The following is an 18,892-nucleotide window of genomic DNA, read 5'->3' on the forward strand; positions in this document are numbered from 1 at the left end:
GGGCGACCCCCGCCATGGACATCCCCGCACTCGCCGGCGCCGAGGAAATCTCCTGCGACGTCCTCGTCATCGGCGGCGGCACCGCCGGCACCATGGCGGCCCTGACCGCCGCCGGACGCGGCGCGCGGGTCCTGCTGCTGGAGAAGGCGCACGTACGCCACTCCGGCGCCCTCGCCATGGGCATGGACGGGGTCAACAACGCGGTCGTCCCCGGCCGCGCCGAGCCCGACGACTACGTCGCCGAGATCACCCGCGCCAACGACGGCGTCGTCGACCAGTCCACCGTCCGCCAGACCGCCACCCGCGGCTTCGCGATGGTGCAGCGGCTGGAGTCGTACGGAGTGAAGTTCGAGAAGGACGAGCACGGCGAGTACGCGGTCCGCCGAGTCCACCGCTCCGGCTCGTACGTGCTGCCCATGCCCGAGGGCAAGGACGTCAAGAAGGTCCTCTACCGCCGGCTGAGGCGCCGCGAGATGCGCGAGCGGATCCGGATCGAGAACCGGGTGATGCCGGTACGGGTCCTCACCTCTCCCGAGGACGGCCGGGCCATCGGCGCCGCCGCCTTCAACACCCGTACCGGCGCCTTCGTGACGGTCCGTGCGGGCGCCGTGATCCTGGCGACCGGCCCCTGCGGCCGTCTCGGACTCCCCGCCTCCGGTTACCTGTACGGGACGTACGAGAACCCCACCAACGCCGGTGACGGCTACGCCATGGCCTACCACGCGGGAGCGGCCCTCACCGGGATCGAGTGCTTCCAGATCAACCCGCTGATCAAGGACTACAACGGGCCGGCGTGCGCGTACGTGGCGAACCCCTTCGGCGGCTACCAGGTCAACCGGCACGGCGAGCGGTTCGTCGACTCCGACTACTGGTCGGGGCAGATGATGTCGGAGTTCGCGGCCGAACTCGCCTCGGACCGGGGGCCGGTGTACCTGAAGCTCAGCCACCTCCCGGAGGAGTCGGTCGCCGCCCTCGAATCGATCCTGCACACCACCGAGCGGCCGACCCGAGGCACCTTCCACGAGGGCCGCGGCCACGACTACCGCACCCACGACATCGAGATGCACATCTCGGAGATCGGACTGTGCGGAGGCCACTCGGCGTCGGGCGTGCGCGTCGACGACCACGCGCGCACCACCGTCCCGCGGCTCTACGCGGCCGGGGACCTGGCCTCCGTACCGCACAACTACATGATCGGGGCGTTCGTCTTCGGCGACCTGGCGGGCGAGGACGCGGCGCAGTACACCGCGTACGAGGGCCCGCTTCCCGCGGACCAGGTGGCGGCGGCGCACGAGCTGGTCTACCGGCCGCTGCGCCGGCCGGACGGGCCGCCGCAGCCGCAGGTGGAGTACAAGCTGCGGCGGTTCGTGAACGACTACGTGGCCCCGCCGAAGACGGGAGCGAAGCTGTCCCTGGCCGTGGAGGCCTTCACCCGGATGGGCGGCGAGATCGCGGAGATGGGGGCGCGGACCCCGCACGAGCTGATGCGGTGCGCCGAGGTGTCGTTCATCCGGGACTGCGCGGAGATGGCGGCGCGGGCCTCGCTGGCGCGCACGGAGTCGCGCTGGGGCCTGTACCACGAGCGGCTCGACCACCCGGAGCGCGACGACCCGGCCTGGCTGCACCACCTGGACCTGCGCAAGTCGCCGTCGGGTGCGATGGAGTTCACGGCCCGGCCGGTGGAGCCGTACGTGGTCCCCGTCCCCGAATTCACCCCGCCGGGCGGCCCCTCCCGCCACCTGGGCGAGGTCGAACTGGTGGGCGTGGCCACGGCGGGCCCGCGCCGGGCCGCTCCGCTCGGGGGCCGGGGCACGCAGCCGCAGTCACCCGCCGTGCCCCTCCCCGCCACTGCGGGAACCTCCGCCGGCGCTGCCACGACGGCCGGCGGCGGCTCCCCCCGGATCCTCGAACTCCTCGCCCTGGCCGAGGAGTCCCCTGGCCTCACGGCCCTGCGGCCGTACCTCGGCGACCCCGACCCCGCGGTGCGGGCCGCGGCCGTCACCGTGATCGGCGAGACCGTCCCGACCGGGGCGGGCCCGGAGCTGGCGGCCCGCCTCGGCGATGCGGATCCGGCCGTACGGGCGGCCGCCGCGGGCTCGCTGCGGGAGCTTCTGGAGGTCCTGCCGGGTGATCCGGAGCTGGGGGCCGCCCTGCGCGCGGCACTCCCCGTACCGGATCCGGTGGTGCGCGCGGCAGCCCTGGAGGCCCTGCGCGCGCTGCGCCTCGGCGACGCCGGCCTGTACGCGGAGTCCCTCGCGGACCCCGACCCGGAGGTCCGCATCCACGCGGTCCGGGCGCTGGTCTCGGTGGACGCCGTCGACGCCCTCGCGCGGGCCGCGGCGGATCCGGCGCGGGAGGTCCGGGTCGCGGTGGCCAAGGGCCTCGCGGCGGTCCACGCCCCGGCGCCGGCCCCGCTGGACCCGCTCCTCACGGACCCGGACCCGCTGGTCCGCGCCGCGGCCCTGGCGGCGCTGGCCGCCACGGGCTGCCCGCCCCCGTACGCCGCCAGGGCCATCGCGGCCCTGGCCGACCCGGCCTGGCAGGTCCGCGCGGGCGCGGCCGCCGCCCTGTCCTCCGCGGCTCCGGAGCAGGCCGTACCGGCCCTCGCCGCTGCCCTGAAGGACGCCAACGCGGACGTCCGCAAGGCCGCGGTCCTCTCCCTCCGGGCCCACCGCGCCCACCCGGAGGCCCGCACGGCCCTGGCCACGGCCGTCTCGGACCCGGACGCGGATGTCCGCGCATATGCGGCCCGCCACTGACACTGTCAATATTGCGGGCCCGTTCACACGTGTGGACGGGCATGGAACCCGAGGACATCGAGTCGGCATACCGCTGGCCGATCCCCCCTACGGCCGGCTGGACGGCAGACGACCTCGGCCTTCTCCCCGACTTGCCGCCGCACACCGAACTGATCGACGGAAGCCTGGTCTTCAGGAGTCCGCAGACCCGCTTCCCCATGCAGACGGTCTCCTTCATCAACTGCCGCCTCGATGAGCTGATCCGTCACAACCGGCTCGAGCCCGATGTCATCGTGGTCGACGAAGCCGCCGTCCGGAGCATGGAGCAGACCCGTCTGCCTGCGGAGCGCGTGCGGCTCGCCGTCGAGGTCGTCTCCCTCGATTCCGTCCCGCGCGACCGTCACAGCAAGCCGCTCGCGTACGCCCGCGCCGGGATCCCGCACTTCTGGCGGGTGGAGAACGACGACGGCCGAGCCGTGGTCTACGTCTACGAACTCGACCCGGCCACCACGGTGTACGTCGCCACCGGCATCTTCCGCGACCGGCTCCAAGTCTCGGTGCCGTACGGCGTTGACCTCGACCTCACAGGCGCCCGGTGAGGAAACGCACCTGGGCCCGGCTCCCGTCGGGGAGCCGGGCCCAGTCGTGTGGCAGGCGTCAGCGGACGAACGTGCTCGCCTGCCCCGCCAGCTCCAGGAAGTACTGGGGTGCCACACCCAGGACCAGGGTCACCGCCACGCCCACCGCGATCGTCGTCATCGTCAGCGGCGACGGGACGGCCACCGTCGGGCCGTCCGCCTTCGGCTCGCTGAAGAACATCAGGACGATCACCCGGATGTAGAAGAACGCGGCGATCGCGGACGAGATCACACCGACCACGACCAGCACCCCTGCGCCGCCCTCCGCCGCCGCCTTGAACACGGCGAACTTCCCGGCGAAGCCGGAGGTCAGCGGGATGCCGGCGAAGGCCAGCAGGAACACCGCGAAGACCGCCGCCGTCAGCGGCGAACGGCGGCCCAGACCGGCCCACTTCGACAGGTGCGTCGCCTCGCCGCCCGCGTCGCGCACCAGCGTGACCACCGCGAACGCGCCGATCGTCACGAAGGAGTACGCGCCCAGGTAGAAGAGGACGGACTGGACGCCCTGCGCCGACGTCGCGATCACACCGGCCAGGATGAAGCCCGCGTGCGCGATCGAGGAGTAGGCCAGCAGCCGCTTGACGTCGGTCTGGGTCACCGCGATCACCGCGCCGGCCAGCATCGTCACGATGGCCACGCCCCACATCACCGGCCGCCAGTCCCACCGCAGTCCGGGCAGGACCACGTACAGCAGGCGGAGCAGCGCGCCGAACGCCGCCACCTTCGTCGCCGCCGCCATGAAGCCCGTGACCGGGGTCGGGGCGCCCTGGTAGACGTCCGGGGTCCACATGTGGAACGGGACAGCGCCGACCTTGAAGAGCAGGCCCGTCAGGATCAGCGCCCCGCCGATCAGCAGCAGCGCGTCGTTGCCCATGGTGTCGGCGAGCGCCGGGTCGATCTTGGTGACCGTGCCGTCGACCACGTCGGCGATCGCCGCGTACGAGACCGAGCCCGCGTACCCGTAGACCAGAGCGATGCCGAAGAGGAGGAAGGCCGAGGAGAAGGCGCCGAGCAGGAAGTACTTGACCGCGGCCTCCTGCGACATCAGCCGCTGGCGGCGGGCGACGGCGCAGAGCAGGTACAGCGGGAGGGAGAAGACCTCCAGGGCCACGAACAGCGTCAGCAGGTCGTCGGCCGCCGGGAAGATCAGCATGCCGGCGACCGCGAACAGGGCCAGCGGGAAGACCTCGGTGGTGGTGAAGCCCGCCTTGACGGCGGCCTTCTCGCTCTCGCTGCCCGGTACGGACGCCGCCTGTGCGGCGAAGGAGTCCACCCGGTTGCCGTGGGCGGCCGGGTCCAGCCGCCGCTCGGCGAAGGTGAAGACGGCGACGATCGCGGACAGCAGGATGATCCCCTGGAGGAACAGCGCCGGGCCGTCCACGGCCACGGCGCCCATCGCCGCGATGTGCGCCTTGTCGCCGCCGTACCCGCCGGCGGCGAGGCCGACGACCGCCGCGAAGGCCGAGGCCAGAGCGGCGACGGCGAGGAACACCTGGACGTAGTAGCGGGACTTGCGCGGTACGAAGGCCTCGACGAGGACTCCGAGGACCGCCGCGCCCACCACGATCAGCGTGGGCGCGAGCTGCGCGTACTCGATGTGCGGGGCCGGGATCCGGTCGATCGGCTCTCCGGCCGCCAGCGTCAGCAGCCCACGGGCCGCAGCCATGGTGCTCACTTCGCCGCCTCCCCGTTCTTGGCCTCGACGGCCACCTGTGGCTTCGGATCCTTCTCGTGTACGTCGGACAAGGTGTGCTCCACCGCCGGGTTGACGATCTGGGTGAGCGGCTTCGGGTACACGCCCAGCCCGATCAGCAGCGCGATGAGCGGGGCGACCACCAGCACCTCGCGCAGGCGCAGGTCCGGCATGGTGCGGACCTCCTCCTTCACGGGGCCGGTCATCGTGCGCTGGTAGAGCACCAGGGTGTAGAGCGCGGCCAGCACGATGCCGATGGTGGCGATGATGCCGATGACGGGGTACCGGGCGAACGTGCCGACCAGGACCAGGAACTCGCTGACGAAGGGCGCGAGGCCCGGCAGCGACAGGGTGGCGAGGCCGCCGATCAGGAAGGTGCCGGCCAGCACCGGGGCCACCTTCTGCACGCCGCCGTAGTCGGCGATGAGCCGGGAGCCGCGGCGCGAGATCAGGAAGCCGGCGACCAGCATCAGGGCGGCCGTCGAGATCCCGTGGTTGACCATGTAGAGCGTCGCGCCCGACTGCCCCTGGGAGGTCATCGCGAAGATGCCCATGATGATGAACCCGAAGTGGGAGATCGAGGCGTACGCGACCAGGCGCTTGATGTCCCGCTGCCCGACCGCGACCAGCGCGCCGTAGACGATGCTGATCAGCGCCAGGACGAGGATCGCCGGCGTGGCCCACTTGCTGGCGTCGGGGAACAGCCCGAGGCAGAAGCGGAGCATCGCGAAGGTGCCGACCTTGTCGACGACCGCGGTGATCAGGACGGCGACCGGGGCGGTGGCCTCTCCCATCGCGTTCGGCAGCCACGTGTGCAGCGGCCACAGCGGGGCCTTCACCGCGAAGGCGAAGAAGAAGCCGAGGAACAGCAGCCGCTCGGTGTTGGTCGCCATGTCGAGCGTGCCCGCGGCGCGGGCGGCGGTGATCTCCTGGAGCGAGAAGTTCCCGGCGACCACGTACAGGCCGATGACGGCGGCCAGCATGATCAGGCCGCCGACCAGGTTGTAGAGGAGGAACTTGACCGCCGCGTACGAGCGCTGCGCGGCCGCGTTCTCATCGGAGCCCGCGTGGGCCCGGTCCCCGAAGCCGCCGATGAGGAAGTACATCGGGATGAGCATGGCTTCGAAGAAGATGTAGAAGAGGAAGACGTCGGTGGCCTCGAAGGAGATGATCACCATCGCCTCGACCATCAGGATCAGGGCGAAGAAGCCCTGTGTCGGCCGCCAGCGCGTGGACTGCGTCTCCAGGGGGTCGGCGTCGTTCCAGCCGGCCGCGATCACGAACGGGATCAGCAGCGCGGTGAGCGCGATCAGCGCCACCCCGATGCCGTCGACGCCCAGTTCGTAGCGGACGCCGAAGTCGGCGATCCAGGCGTGCGATTCGGTGAGCTGGTAGCGGGCTCCACCGGGCTCGAAGCGGACCGCGACGAGCACGGCCAACGCCAGTGTCGCCAGCGAGAAGAGCAGCGCCAGCCACTTGGCGGCGGTCCTGCGGGCGGCCGGGACGGCCGCCGTCAGGACGGCGCCGACCGCGGGGAGCGCGGCCGTCACCGTAAGAAGCGGGAAACTCATCTCACACCGCCCTCATCAGCAGGGTCGCGGCGATGAGGATCGCCGTGCCCCCGAACATCGAGACCGCGTAGCTGCGGGCGTAGCCGTTCTGCAGCTTGCGCAGCCGGCCCGAGGCCCCGCCGACCGCGGCGGCCGTCCCGTTGACCGCCCCGTCGACCAGGCTGTGGTCGACGTACACGAGCGAGCGGGTCAGGTGCTCCCCGCCGCGCACCAGCACGACGTGGTTGAAGTCGTCTTGGAGCAGGTCCCGCCGGGCCGCCCGCGTGAGGAGCGAGCCGCGCGGGGCGACCACCGGGACGGGCCCCCGGCCGTACATCGACCAGGCGATGCCGACGCCGACGACCAGGACGACCATGGTGGACGCGGTCACCGTCATGGCGCTGACCGGCGAGTTGCCGTGCTCGTAGCCGGTGACGGGCTCCAGCCACTTCAGGAAGCGCTCGCCGATCTCGAAGAACGCGCCGGCGAACACCGACCCGAACGCCAGGATGACCATCGGGATGGTCATGGACTTCGGGGACTCGTGCGGGTGCGGTTCGTGCCCCGACGCGTCGGGCTGCCAGCGCTTCTCGCCGAAGAAGGTGAGGAGCATGACCCGGGTCATGTAGAAGGCGGTGATGCCGGCGCCCAGCAGGGCGACCCCGCCGAGGATCCAGCCCTGGGTGCCGCCCTTGGCGAAGGCCGCCTCGATGATCATGTCCTTGGAGAAGAAGCCGGACAGACCCGGGAAGCCGATGATCGCCAGGTAGCCGAGGCCGAAGGTGACGAAGGTGACCGGCATGAACTTCCGCAGGGCTCCGTACTTGCGCATGTCCACCTCGTCGTTCATCCCGTGCATCACGGAACCCGCGCCGAGGAAGAGGCCGGCCTTGAAGAAGCCGTGCGTCACCAGGTGCATGATCGCGAAGACGTATCCGACGGGGCCGAGGCCCGCGGCCAGGATCATGTACCCGATCTGCGACATCGTCGACCCGGCGAGGGCCTTCTTGATGTCGTCCTTCGCGCAACCGACGATCGCACCGAAGATCAGCGTGACCGCGCCCACGATGGTGACCACCAGCTGGGCGTCCGGCGCCCCGTTGAAGACGGCGGCCGAGCGGACGATCAGGTACACGCCGGCCGTCACCATCGTCGCCGCGTGGATCAGGGCCGAGACCGGGGTCGGGCCCTCCATCGCGTCCCCGAGCCAGGACTGGAGCGGCACCTGGGCCGACTTGCCGCAGGCGGCGAGCAGCAGCATCAGGGCGATCGCCGTCAGCTTGCCCTCGGTCGCGTTCCCCACGGAGGCGAACACCGGCCCGAAGGCGAAGGTCCCGAAGGTGGTGAACAGCAGCATGATCGCGATCGACAGGCCCATGTCGCCGACCCGGTTGACCAGGAAGGCCTTCTTCGCGGCGGTCGCCGCGCTGGGCTTGTGCTGCCAGAAGCCGATGAGCAGGTACGAGGCGAGGCCGACGCCCTCCCACCCGACGTACAGCAGCAGGTAGTTGTCGGCGAGGACCAGCAGCAGCATCGCCGCGAGGAAGAGGTTGAGGTAGCCGAAGAAGCGGCGGCGGCGCTCGTCGTGCTCCATGTACCCGATGGAGTAGACGTGGATGAGCGTGCCGACCCCGGTGATCAGCAGGACGAAGGTCATCGACAGCTGGTCGAGCTGGAAGGCCACGTCCGCCTGGAAGCCCTCGACGGGGATCCAGGTGTACAGCTTCTCGTACAGGGTCCTGTCCTCGGCGCCGCGCCCGAGGAGGTCGGCGAACAGGACCACGCCGATCCCGAAGGAGGCGGCGGCGAACAGGGTGCCGAGCCAGTGCCCGGCCTTGTCGAGGCGCCGGCCGCCGAGAAGCAGCACCACCGCTCCGAGCAGGGGCGCCGCGATCAGCAGCCCAATCAGATTCTCCACTGTGAGCGCCCCTTACAGCTTCATCAGGCTGGCGTCGTCGACCGAGGCCGAGTGGCGGGTTCGGAACAGCGACACGATGATCGCGAGGCCCACCACGACCTCCGCGGCGGCGACGACCATCGTGAAGAAGGCGATGATCTGGCCGTCGAGGTTGCCGTGCATCCGGGAGAAGGCGACGAACGCGAGGTTGCAGGCGTTGAGCATCAGCTCGACGCACATGAACAGCACGATCGCGTTCTTCCGGATGAGCACGCCGGCCGCGCCGATGGTGAACAGCAGGGCGGCCAGATAGAGGTAGTTGACCGGATTCACTTCGATGCCTCCTCGCGGCCGAGGCGCTCCGCCGACGCCTGCTCCAGCGCCTTCAGGTCGTTCAGCGCCTCGCTCGACACGTCCCGGATCTGGCCGCGGGCGCGCAGCGTCTTGTTGACGGTCAGCTCGGACGGGATGCCGTCCGGCAGCAGGCCGGCGACGTCCACCGCGTTGTGCCGGGCGTAGACGCCGGGTGCGGGCAGCGGCGGGAGCTGGACGCCCGCGCGCACGCGCCGCTCGGCGAGCTCGCGCTGGGTGGCGGCCCGCTCGGTGCGCTCGCGGTGGGTGAGGACCATCGCGCCGACGGCCGCCGTGATCAGCAGCGCGCCGGTGATCTCGAAGGCGAACACGTACTTGGTGAAGATCAGCGTGGCCAGCCCCTCCACGTGCCCGGCGGAGTTGACCCGGCCGAGCCCGTTGAAGTGGGTGAGCTTGGCGTTGGCGATGCCGGCGATCAGCAGGACGCCGAAACCGAGCCCGCACAGGACGGCCAGCCAGCGCTGCCCCTTGAGGGTCTCCTTCAGCGAGTCGGCGGCGGTGACGCCGACGAGCATGACCACGAAGAGGAAGAGCATCATGATCGCGCCGGTGTAGACGATGACCTGGACCACGCCCAGGAAGTACGCCCCGTTGGCGAGGTAGAAGACCGCCAGGATGATCATCGTCCCGGCCAGGCTCAGCGCGCTGTGCACGGCCTTCTTCATCAGGATCGTGGACAGCGCGCCGATGACGGCGACGGTGCCGAGGACCCAGAACTGGACCGCCTCGCCCGTGGAGGTCGAGGTGGCCGCTGCGAGGGCGCTCATGCCTGCACCTCCTCGGCATCGGCCGCGGTCTCGCCCTTGGAGACGGCCACCTGCCGCACCGTCCCGGGAGCCGCCCCCGTCACCAGCCCGCGGTAGTAGTCCTGCTCGTCCGTGCCCGGGAAGATCGAGTGCGGAGACTCCACCATGCCCTCGGTCAGACCCGCGAGCAGCTGCTCCTTGGTGTAGATGAGCGATTCGCGGCTGGCGTCGGCCAGTTCGAACTCGTTCGTCATCGTCAGCGCCCGCGTCGGGCAGGCCTCGATGCACAGCCCGCACAGGATGCAGCGGGCGTAGTTGATCTGGTAGACCCGCCCGTACCGCTCACCCGGGGAGTAGCGCTCCTCCTCGGTGTTGTCCGCGCCCTCCACGTAGATGGCGTCGGCGGGGCAGGCCCAGGCGCACAGCTCGCAGCCGATGCACTTCTCCAGGCCGTCCGGGTGCCGGTTCAGCTGGTGCCGTCCGTGGAAGCGCGGAGCGGTGGTCTTCTGCTGCTCCGGGTACTGCTCGGTGAGGCGCTTCTTGAACATGGCCTTGAAGGTCACGCCGAAGCCGGCCACCGGGTTCTGCCACTTCTCGCCCTGCTCGGCATCAGACTTGTCAGACATTCTCAGCACCCTCCTCTCGGTCACTGTCAGTATTCGTCCCGCCACTGACAATCAGCTCCCGCTCACTGCGAGGCCGCCTGCGCGGTACGGGTGCCAGGTGCTGGCCGGGCTTGGGCGGTACGGGGAACCCGCCCGCCAGCGGGTCGAAGGGCTCTGCCCCGGCGGCCTCTTCGGCCAGCTCGGCGGAAGCCTTCTCCTTCCGGTCGCGGAAGAGGTCCGCGACGAAGGACAGCAGCAGGATCGCGACGACCGCGCCGCCGACGTACAGGACGATCTCCGAGAAGTCGTAGCTCTCGTTGCGCAGCGCCCGGACGGTCGCGACCAGCATCAGCCAGACCACGGAGACCGGGATCAGGACCTTCCAGCCGAGCTTCATCAGCTGGTCGTAGCGGACGCGGGGCAGCGTGCCGCGCAGCCAGATGAAGAAGAACAGCAGCAGCTGGACCTTGATGACGAACCAGAGCATCGGCCACCAGCCGTGGTTCGCGCCCTCCCAGAAGTGGCTGATCGGGTACGGGGCCCGCCAGCCGCCCAGGAAGAGGGTGACCGAGACCGCCGAGACGGTGACCATGTTGACGTACTCGGCCAGCATGAACAGCGCGAACTTGATGGAGGAGTACTCGGTGTTGAAGCCGCCGACGAGGTCGCCCTCGGACTCCGGCATGTCGAACGGCGCGCGGTTCGTCTCGCCGACCATCGTGATGACGTAGATGATGAACGAGACCGGCAGCAGCACGATGTACCAGCGGTCCGCCTGGGCCTCCACGATCGCCGAGGTCGACATCGACCCGGAGTAGAGGAAGACGGAGGCGAAGGCCGCGCCCATCGCGATCTCGTACGAGATCATCTGCGCGCAGGAGCGCAGGCCGCCGAGCAGCGGGTACGTGGAGCCCGAGGACCAGCCGGCCAGGACGATGCCGTAGATGCCGACCGAGGCGACCGCGAGGATGTAGAGCATCGCGATCGGCAGGTCGGTCAGCTGCATCGTGGTGCGCTGGCCGAAGATCGAGACCTCGTCGTCCGCCGGGCCGAACGGGATCACCGCGATGGCCATGAAGGCCGGGATCGCCGCGATGATCGGGGCCAGGACGTACACCACCTTGTCGGCCCGCTTGACGATGAGGTCTTCCTTGAGCATCAGCTTCACGCCGTCGGCGAGCGACTGGAGCATGCCCCAGGGACCGTGCCGGTTGGGGCCGATGCGCAACTGCATCCAGGCGACGACCTTGCGCTCCCACACGATGGAGAAGAGCACGGTCACCATCAGGAAGGCGAAGCAGAACACCGCCTTGACGACGACCAGCCACCAGACGTCCCTGCCGAACAGGGAGAGGTCCTCGGCCGCGAGCTGTACCGCGTTCACGCGCCCACCTCCGCAGGGGTGCCGCTGCTGTCGGCCGGGGTCGCCGGGCCGATCCGTACGAGGGTGCCCGGGTGGGCCCCGGTGTCGGCGAGGACGCCGTGCCCGGTGGAGTTCAGCGGGAGCCAGACCACCCGGTCGGGCATCTCGGTGATCCGCAGGGGGAGTTCCGCGGAGCCGGCCGGGCCGGTCACCGCGAGGACGTCGCCGTCCTTGACGCCGGTCTCGGCGGCCGTGGCGGCCGACAGCCGGGCGCTCGCCTCGTGCCGGGTGCCGGCCAGGGCGTCGTCGCCCTCCTGGAGCCGGCCCAGGTCGAGCAGGAGCCGGTGGCCCGCGAGGACCGCCTCGCCCGCTCCGGGGCGGGGCAGCGGCGCGGTGTCCGCGGAGTGCTCGGCGGCGCGCTCTCCGGCCCACGGGCCGAGCGCGTCGAGCTCGCGGCGTACGGCGTGCACATCGGGCAGCGCGATCGGCCGGTCGGCCGCGTCGGCCAGCATGTGCAGCACGCGGGCGTCGGCGGGGGCGAGCCGGCGGGTCATCTGGTCGGGCTTGAGCGCGGCCTCGAACGGCCGGACCCTGCCCTCCCAGTTGATGAACGCGCCGGCCTTCTCGGCGACGGCGGCGACCGGGAAGACCACGTCCGCGTGGTCCGTGACCTGGCCGGGCCGCAGTTCCAGCGAGACCACGAAGGCCTCCCGGAGGGCGACCAGCGCCCGTTCCGGGTCCGGCAGGTCGGCGATCTCGACGCCCGCGACCAGCAGGGCGGAGAGCTCCCGCCCGGCGGCGGCCTCGACGATCTGGCCGGTGTCGCGGCCGTAGCGGTGCGGGAGTTCGTCCAGCCCCCAGGCGGTGGCGACCTCGTCGCGGGCCCGCGGGTCGGTGGCCGGACGGGCCCCCGGCAGCAGCGAGGGCAGCGCGCCCGCCTCGACGGCGGCCCGCTCCCCGGCCCGGCGCGGGATCCACACGAGCTGCGCGCCGGTCGCGGCGGCGGCCCGTACGGCGGCGGTCAGCGCGCCGGGCACCCCGGCCAGCCGCTCGCCGACGACGATGACCGCGCCGGCCTGGCGCAGCGCCTCGGCGGCCCCGGCCCCGCCGGCCTCCAGGCCGGTACGGGACGCCAGCGCGGCGAGCCATTCGGGCTCGGTGCCGGGGGCGGCGGCGAGCAGGGTGCCGCCCGCCTTCTCCAGGCCGCGGGTGGCGAACGGGGCGAGGGCGAAGGTCCGCTGCTTGTGCTTGCGGTGGGCCTTGCGCAGCCGCAGGAAGACGCCGGGGGCCTCCTCCTCGGACTCGATGCCGGCGAGCAGGACGGCGGGGGCCGCCTCCAGCTTCGCGTACGTGACTCCGCTGCCGTCGAGGTCCTTGCCGGTGCCGGCCACGGTGGCGGCCAGGAACTCGGCCTCCTCCGCGCTGTGGATCCGGGCCCGGAAGTCGATGTCGTTGGTGTCGAGGACGACCCGGGCGAACTTGGCGTACGCGTACGCGTCCTCCACGGTGAGCCGCCCGCCGGTCAGGACGCCGGCCCGGCCGCGCGCGGCGGCGAGCCCGGCGGCCGCGGCCTCCAGGGCCTCGGGCCAGCTCGCCGGGGCGAGGACCCCGTCCGTGCCGCGCACCAGCGGGGTGGTGAGCCGGTCGGGGCGCTGCGCGTAGCGGAACCCGAAGCGGCCCTTGTCGCAGATCCACTCCTCGTTGACCTCGGGGTCCTCGGCGGCCATCCGGCGCAGCACCTTGCCGCGGCGGTGGTCGGTCCGGGTCGCGCAGCCGCCCGCGCAGTGCTCGCACACGCTCGGGGAGGAGACGAGGTCGAACGGGCGGGAGCGGAACCGGTAGGCGGCCGAGGTGAGGGCGCCGACGGGGCAGATCTGGATGGTGTTGCCGGAGAAGTACGACTCGAAGGGGTCGCCCTCGCCGATGCCGACCTGCTGGAGCGCGCCGCGCTCCAGGAGCTCGATCATCGGGTCGCCCGCGACCTGTGTGGAGAAGCGGGTGCAGCGCGCGCACAGCACGCACCGCTCGCGGTCCAGCAGCACCTGCGTGGAGATCGGGACCGGCTTCTCGTACGTGCGCTTCTTGCCTTCGAAACGCGAGTCGCTCTGCCCGTGGGACATCGCCTGGTTTTGCAGCGGGCACTCGCCGCCCTTGTCGCAGACCGGGCAGTCCAGCGGGTGGTTGATGAGCAGCAGCTCCATCACCCCGCGCTGGGACTTCTCGGCGACCGGGGAGGTCAGCTGCGTCTTGACGACCATGCCGTCGGTGCAGGTGATGGTGCAGGAGGCCATCGGCTTGCGCTGGCCCTCGACCTCGACGATGCACTGGCGGCAGGCGCCGACCGGGTCGAGGAGGGGGTGGTCGCAGAACCGGGGGATCTCGATGCCGATCTGCTCGGCGGCCCGGATGACCAGGGTCCCCTTGGGCACCGACAGTTCGATGCCGTCGATGGTCAGGGAGATCAGGTCCTCGGGCGGGACGGCGGCCTCTCCGCCACCGGTCGGAGCATTAGTGGTGACGGTCATGCGTTCACCTCCGTGTCAGCCCAGAGGGTCGACTTCCTGGGGTCGAAGGGGCAGCCCTTGCCCGTGATGTGCTGCTCGTACTCCTCGCGGAAGTACTTGAGCGAGGAGAAGATCGGGCTGGCGGCGCCGTCGCCGAGCGCGCAGAACGACTTGCCGTTGATGTTGTCGGCGATGTCGTTCAGCTTGTCGAGGTCCGACATGACGCCCTTGCCGGCCTCGATGTCGCGCAGCAACTGGACCAGCCAGTAGGTGCCTTCGCGGCAGGGGGTGCACTTGCCGCAGGACTCGTGGGCGTAGAACTCGGTCCAGCGGGTGACGGCCCGCACCACGCAGGTCGTCTCGTCGAAGCACTGCAGCGCCTTGGTGCCGAGCATGGAGCCGGCCGCGCCGACGCCCTCGTAGTCCAGCGGCACGTCCAGGTGTTCGGCCGTGAACATGGGGGTGGAGGAGCCGCCCGGGGTCCAGAACTTCAGCCGGTGTCCGGGGCGCATCCCGCCGCTCATGTCGAGGAGCTGGCGCAGGGTGATGCCGAGCGGGGCCTCGTACTGGCCGGGTCCGGCGACGTGCCCGGACAGCGAGTACAGGGTGAAGCCGGGGGACTTCTCGGTCCCCATCGCCTTGAACCAGTCCTTGCCGCGGTTCAGGATCGCGGGAACCGAGGCGATCGACTCCACGTTGTTGACGACGGTGGGGCACGCGTAGAGCCCCTCGACGGCAGGGAAGGGAGGACGCAGCCGGGGCTGCCCGCGCCGGCCTTCGAGGGAGTCGAGGAGTGCCGTCTCCTCGCCGCAGATGTACGCGCCCGCTCCCGCGTGCACCGTGATGTCGAGCTTCAGTCCGCTCCCGAGGACGTTCTCGCCGAGGTAGCCGGCCTCGTACGCCTCGCGCACCGCCTCGTGCAGGCGCCGCAGTACCGGCACGACCTCGCCGCGCAGGTAGATGAAGGCGTGCTCCGACCGGATCGCGTAGCAGGCGATGATCATTCCCTCGATGAGGGAGTGCGGGTTGGCGAAGAGGAGGGGGATGTCCTTGCAGGTTCCCGGCTCCGACTCGTCCGCGTTCACGACGAGGTAGTGCGGCTTTCCGTCGCCCTGCGGGATGAACTGCCACTTCATTCCGGTGGGGAAGCCCGCGCCGCCGCGGCCGCGCAGACCGGAGTCCTTCACGTATGCGATGAGGTCGTCCGGGGTCATCGCGAGCGCCTTGCGCAGGCCCTCGTACCCCTCGTGCCGCCGGTAGGTCTCCAGCGTCCACGACTGCGGCTCGTCCCAGAAGGCCGACAGTACGGGCGCCAGCAGCTTCTCCGGGGCGCCGTTCTCATGCATTTCGGCAGTCACCGTCATCACTCCCCCTCCTCGGTGGCAGCAGAAGCCTCACCACGCGGGTGCACGACCTTGCCGAGCTGCGGGGTCTCGCCGCGCGCGATGCGCAGCCCGATCAGGGAGGCGGGGCCGGCGCCGCCGCTCGCCTCGACCGCGCCCTCGCGCTCGTCCGGGAAGCCGGCCAGGATCCGGGCCGTCTCCTTGTACGTGCACAGCGGCGCGCCCCGGGTCGGTGCGACGGGCCGGCCGGCGATCAGGTCGTCGACCATGGCCTTGGCGGACTCGGGGGTCTGGTTGTCGAAGAACTCCCAGTTGACCATCACCACGGGGGCGTAGTCGCAGGCCGCGTTGCACTCGATGTGCTCCAGCGTGACCTTGCCGTCGGGGGTGGTCTCGTCGTTGCCGACCCCGAGGTGCTCCTTGAGCTCGTCGAAGATCGCGTCGCCGCCCATGACCGCGCACAGGGTGTTCGTACAGACCCCGACCTGGTAGTCGCCCGAGGCCTTGCGCCGGTACATCGTGTAGAAGGTGGCCACGGCGGTGACCTCGGCCGTGGTCAGGCCCAGCACCTCGGCGCAGAACCGGATGCCGGTGCGCGAGACGTAGCCCTCCTCGGCCTGGGTCAGGTGCAGCAGCGGCAGCAGCGCGGACCGGCTGTCGGGGTAGCGGGCGATGACCTCCTTCGCGTCCGCTTCGAGCCGGGCGCGTACGTCGGCCGGGAAATCGGGGGCCGGAAGCCGGGGCATGCCCAGACTCACCCCTGCACCGGGCGGATTGGCTGTCATCGGTCGACGCCTCCCATCACGGGGTCGATGGAGGCGACGGCGACGATGACGTCGGCGACCTGGCCGCCCTCGCACATCGCGGCCATGGCCTGCAGGTTGGTGAAGGACGGGTCGCGGAAGTGGACCCGGTAGGGGCGGGTGCCGCCGTCGGAGACGACGTGGACCCCGAGCTCGCCCTTGGGCGACTCGACGGCCGCGTACGCCTGCCCGGCCGGTACCCGGAAGCCCTCGGTCACCAGCTTGAAGTGGTGGATGAGGGCCTCCATGGAAGTGCCCATGATGTTCTTGATGTGGTCGAGCGAGTTGCCGAGGCCGTCCGGGCCCATCGCGAGCTGCGCCGGCCAGGCGATCTTCTTGTCGGCGACCATGACCGGGCCCGGCTCCAGCCGTTCCAGGCACTGCTCGACGATCCGCAGGGACTGGCGCATCTCCTCCAGGCGGATCAGGAACCGCCCGTACGAGTCGCAGCTCTCGGTGGTCGGCACGTCGAACTCGTACGTCTCGTACCCGCAGTACGGGTCCGACTTGCGCAGGTCGTGCGGCAGGCCGGCCGAGCGCAGGATCGGGCCGGTGGCGCCGAGCGCCATGCAGCCGGTGAGGTCGAGGTAGCCGACGTCCTGCATGCGGGCCTTGAAGATGGGGTTGCCGGTGGCGAGCTTGTCGTACTCCGGCAGGTTCTTCTTCATGGTCTTGAGGAAGTCGCGCAGCTGGTCCACGGCGCCCGGGGGCAGGTCCTGGGCGAGACCGCCGGGGCGGACGAACGCGTGGTTCATGCGCAGGCCCGTGATCAGCTCGAAGATGTCGAGGATCAGCTCGCGGTCCCGGAACCCGTAGATCATGATCGTGGTCGCGCCCAGCTCCATGCCGCCGGTGGCGATGCACACCAGGTGGGAGGAGAGCCGGTTGAGCTCCATCAGCAGGACGCGGATGACGGTGGCGCGGTCCGGGATCTGGTCGGTGATGCCGAGGAGCTTCTCGACGCCGAGGCAGTACGCCGTCTCGTTGAAGAACGGCGTCAGGTAGTCCATGCGCGTCACGAAGGTGGTGCCCTGCGTCCAGTTCCGGAATTCGAGGTTCTTCTCGATGCCGGTGTGCAGGTAGCCGATGCCGCAGCGGGCCTCGGTGACGGTCTCGCCGTCGATCTCCAGGATCAGCCGGAGCACGCCGTGGGTGGACGGGTGCTGCGGGCCCATGTTGACGACGATCCGCTCGTCGTCGGCCTTCGCCGCGGACTGGACGATCTCGTCCCAGTCGCCGCCGGTGACGGTGTAGACGGTGCCTTCGGTGGTCTCCCGGGTGGCCGCGGGGTCCGAGGAGGCGTTGTTCGATGCGTTCTGGGCGTTCATCAGCTGTACGACCTCCGCTGGTCGGGAGCCGGGATCTGGGCGCCCTTGTACTCGATGGGGATGCCGCCGAGCGGGTAGTCCTTGCGCTGCGGGAAGCCCTGCCAGTCGTCCGGCATCATGATCCGCGTGAGCGCCGGGTGCCCGTCGAAGACCAGGCCGAAGAAGTCGTACGCCTCGCGCTCGTGCCAGTCGTTCGTCGGATAGACGGAGACGATCGACGGGACGTGCGGGTCCGCGTCCGGGGCGGTGACCTCCAGGCGCACCACCCGGCCGTGGGTGATCGAGCGCAGGTGGTAGACGGCGTGCAGCTCGCGGCTCTTGTCGTCGGGGAAGTGGACCCCGCTGACGCCGGTGCAGAGCTCGAAGCGCAGGGCCGGGTCGTCGCGCAGGGTCTTCGCGACGCGGAGGAGGTGCTCGCGGGCGATGTGGAGCGTCAGCTCGCCCCGGTCGACGACGACCTTCTGGATCGCGTTCTCCGGGAGCAGGTCCTGCTCCTCCAGCGCCCCTTCGAGCTCGTCGACGACCTCGTCGAAGTAGGAGCCGTAGGGGCGGTGGCTCTCGCCCGGCATGGCCACGGTGCGGACGAGGCCGCCGTAGCCGCTGGTGTCGCCGCCGCCCTGGGCGCCGAACATGCCCTTGCGGACGCCGATCACCTCGGGGCCGGCGGCGGAACCCCGCGGGGCAGGAACGTTGTTCCCGTTGCCGTTGCCGTCGGTGGCCGGGGAGGTCTCGCTCGCGTCGCTCACCGGAGCAGCCCCTTCATCTCGATCGTGGGGAGGGCCTTGAGGGCCGCCGCCTCCGCCTCGCGCGCCGCCTCTTCCCGGTTCACGCCGAGCTTTCCGCCCTGGATCTTCTGGTGGAGCTTGAGGATCGCGTCCATCAGCATCTCGGGGCGCGGCGGGCAGCCGGGGAGGTAGATGTCCACCGGGACGATGTGGTCGACGCCCTGGACAATCGCGTAGTTGTTGAACATTCCGCCCGAGGATGCGCAAACCCCCATGGAGATGACCCATTTGGGAGCGGGCATCTGGTCGTACACCTGCCGCAGCACCGGCGCCATCTTCTGACTGACCCGCCCGGCCACGATCATCAGATCGGCCTGGCGCGGGGATCCGCGGAAGACCTCCATGCCGAAGCGGGCCAGGTCGTACCGGCCCGCTCCGGTGGTCATCATCTCGATGGCGCAGCAGGCCAGGCCGAAGGTCGCGGGGAACACGGATGACTTGCGCACCCAGCCCGCGGCCTGTTCGACGGTGGTCAGCAGAAAGCCGCTCGGCAGCTTCTCTTCCAGTCCCATGGGAAATTCAGCCCC

15 protein-coding genes are annotated in these 18,892 nt (G+C 70.8%); 2 read left to right on the forward strand and 13 right to left on the reverse strand.

Features of this window, described 5'->3' with window-relative positions; all coding sequences use genetic code 11:
• Positions 1 to 14: 14 nt before the first annotated feature.
• Together ACFXGI_RS23425 and ACFXGI_RS23430 are read left to right on the forward strand one after the other, a co-directional pair.
• Entirely contained in the window at positions 15 to 2,759 is a 2,745-nt protein-coding gene (locus ACFXGI_RS23425; protein ID WP_384709837.1) for a fumarate reductase/succinate dehydrogenase flavoprotein subunit, read from the forward strand.
• Between the two features lie 41 nt (positions 2,760 to 2,800).
• Entirely contained in the window at positions 2,801 to 3,337 is a 537-nt protein-coding gene (locus ACFXGI_RS23430) for a Uma2 family endonuclease (RefSeq protein ID WP_384709840.1), read from the forward strand.
• 58 nt (positions 3,338 to 3,395) lie between these two features.
• On the opposite strand, the gene nuoN is transcribed toward ACFXGI_RS23430, so the two are convergent.
• Genes nuoN through ACFXGI_RS23495 form a run of 13 tightly spaced genes read right to left on the reverse strand, consistent with a single transcriptional unit; the run spans position 3,396 to position 18,877 of the window.
• Entirely contained in the window at positions 3,396 to 5,042 is a 1,647-nt protein-coding gene (gene nuoN / locus ACFXGI_RS23435; protein WP_030864706.1) for an NADH-quinone oxidoreductase subunit NuoN, read from the reverse strand.
• A 5-nt stretch (positions 5,043 to 5,047) separates the two neighbouring features.
• Positions 5,048 to 6,640, reverse strand: coding sequence for an NADH-quinone oxidoreductase subunit M (locus ACFXGI_RS23440; RefSeq protein WP_384709843.1), 1,593 nt, complete (start codon positions 6,638 to 6,640; stop codon positions 5,048 to 5,050).
• Between the two features lies 1 nt (position 6,641).
• A complete protein-coding gene (gene nuoL, locus ACFXGI_RS23445; RefSeq protein WP_384709846.1) occupies positions 6,642 to 8,537 on the reverse strand; it encodes an NADH-quinone oxidoreductase subunit L in 1,896 nt (631 codons plus the stop codon).
• A gap of 12 nt (positions 8,538 to 8,549) precedes the next feature.
• Entirely contained in the window at positions 8,550 to 8,849 is a 300-nt protein-coding gene (gene nuoK, locus ACFXGI_RS23450) for an NADH-quinone oxidoreductase subunit NuoK (protein WP_030864698.1), read from the reverse strand.
• Entirely contained in the window at positions 8,846 to 9,655 is an 810-nt protein-coding gene (locus ACFXGI_RS23455; protein WP_384709849.1) for an NADH-quinone oxidoreductase subunit J, read from the reverse strand. Before ACFXGI_RS23455 ends, nuoK begins: the two co-directional genes overlap by 4 nt.
• Positions 9,652 to 10,260 (reverse strand): NADH-quinone oxidoreductase subunit NuoI, encoded by a 609-nt coding sequence (gene nuoI, locus ACFXGI_RS23460; protein ID WP_229337095.1) that lies wholly within the window; start codon positions 10,258 to 10,260, stop codon positions 9,652 to 9,654. The genes ACFXGI_RS23455 and nuoI overlap by 4 nt, the downstream gene beginning before the upstream one ends.
• Positions 10,253 to 11,623 carry an NADH-quinone oxidoreductase subunit NuoH gene (nuoH, locus tag ACFXGI_RS23465; protein ID WP_384709853.1) on the reverse strand — a complete coding sequence of 457 codons (1,371 nt, stop codon included), beginning with the start codon at positions 11,621 to 11,623 and terminating at the stop codon, positions 10,253 to 10,255. The genes nuoI and nuoH overlap by 8 nt, the downstream gene beginning before the upstream one ends.
• The gene (locus ACFXGI_RS23470; RefSeq protein WP_384709856.1) at positions 11,620 to 14,127 is read right to left on the reverse strand and encodes an NADH-quinone oxidoreductase subunit G; all 2,508 of its coding nucleotides are present in this window, start codon (positions 14,125 to 14,127) and stop codon (positions 11,620 to 11,622) included. Before ACFXGI_RS23470 ends, nuoH begins: the two co-directional genes overlap by 4 nt.
• On the reverse strand, positions 14,124 to 15,470 hold the full coding sequence (gene nuoF / locus ACFXGI_RS23475) for an NADH-quinone oxidoreductase subunit NuoF (protein WP_384709859.1): 1,347 nt from the start codon (positions 15,468 to 15,470) through the stop codon (positions 14,124 to 14,126). Before nuoF ends, ACFXGI_RS23470 begins: the two co-directional genes overlap by 4 nt.
• Complete coding sequence (nuoE, locus tag ACFXGI_RS23480) at positions 15,470 to 16,234, reverse strand: NADH-quinone oxidoreductase subunit NuoE (protein WP_384709862.1); 765 nt, start codon at positions 16,232 to 16,234, stop codon at positions 15,470 to 15,472. The genes nuoF and nuoE overlap by 1 nt, the downstream gene beginning before the upstream one ends.
• Positions 16,231 to 17,580: an NADH-quinone oxidoreductase subunit D gene (locus tag ACFXGI_RS23485; protein ID WP_384709865.1), complete on the reverse strand. Its 1,350-nt coding sequence runs from the start codon at positions 17,578 to 17,580 to the stop codon at positions 16,231 to 16,233. The genes nuoE and ACFXGI_RS23485 overlap by 4 nt, the downstream gene beginning before the upstream one ends.
• Positions 17,580 to 18,326 carry an NADH-quinone oxidoreductase subunit C gene (locus ACFXGI_RS23490; RefSeq protein WP_384709868.1) on the reverse strand — a complete coding sequence of 249 codons (747 nt, stop codon included), beginning with the start codon at positions 18,324 to 18,326 and terminating at the stop codon, positions 17,580 to 17,582. Before ACFXGI_RS23490 ends, ACFXGI_RS23485 begins: the two co-directional genes overlap by 1 nt.
• The gene (locus ACFXGI_RS23495) at positions 18,323 to 18,877 is read right to left on the reverse strand and encodes an NADH-quinone oxidoreductase subunit B family protein (RefSeq protein ID WP_030028258.1); all 555 of its coding nucleotides are present in this window, start codon (positions 18,875 to 18,877) and stop codon (positions 18,323 to 18,325) included. Before ACFXGI_RS23495 ends, ACFXGI_RS23490 begins: the two co-directional genes overlap by 4 nt.
• Between the last annotated feature and the right edge of the window lie 15 nt (positions 18,878 to 18,892).

The organism is Streptomyces sp. NPDC059355 (assembly GCF_042752335.1).
In the GTDB taxonomy this organism is placed as follows: domain Bacteria; phylum Actinomycetota; class Actinomycetes; order Streptomycetales; family Streptomycetaceae; genus Streptomyces.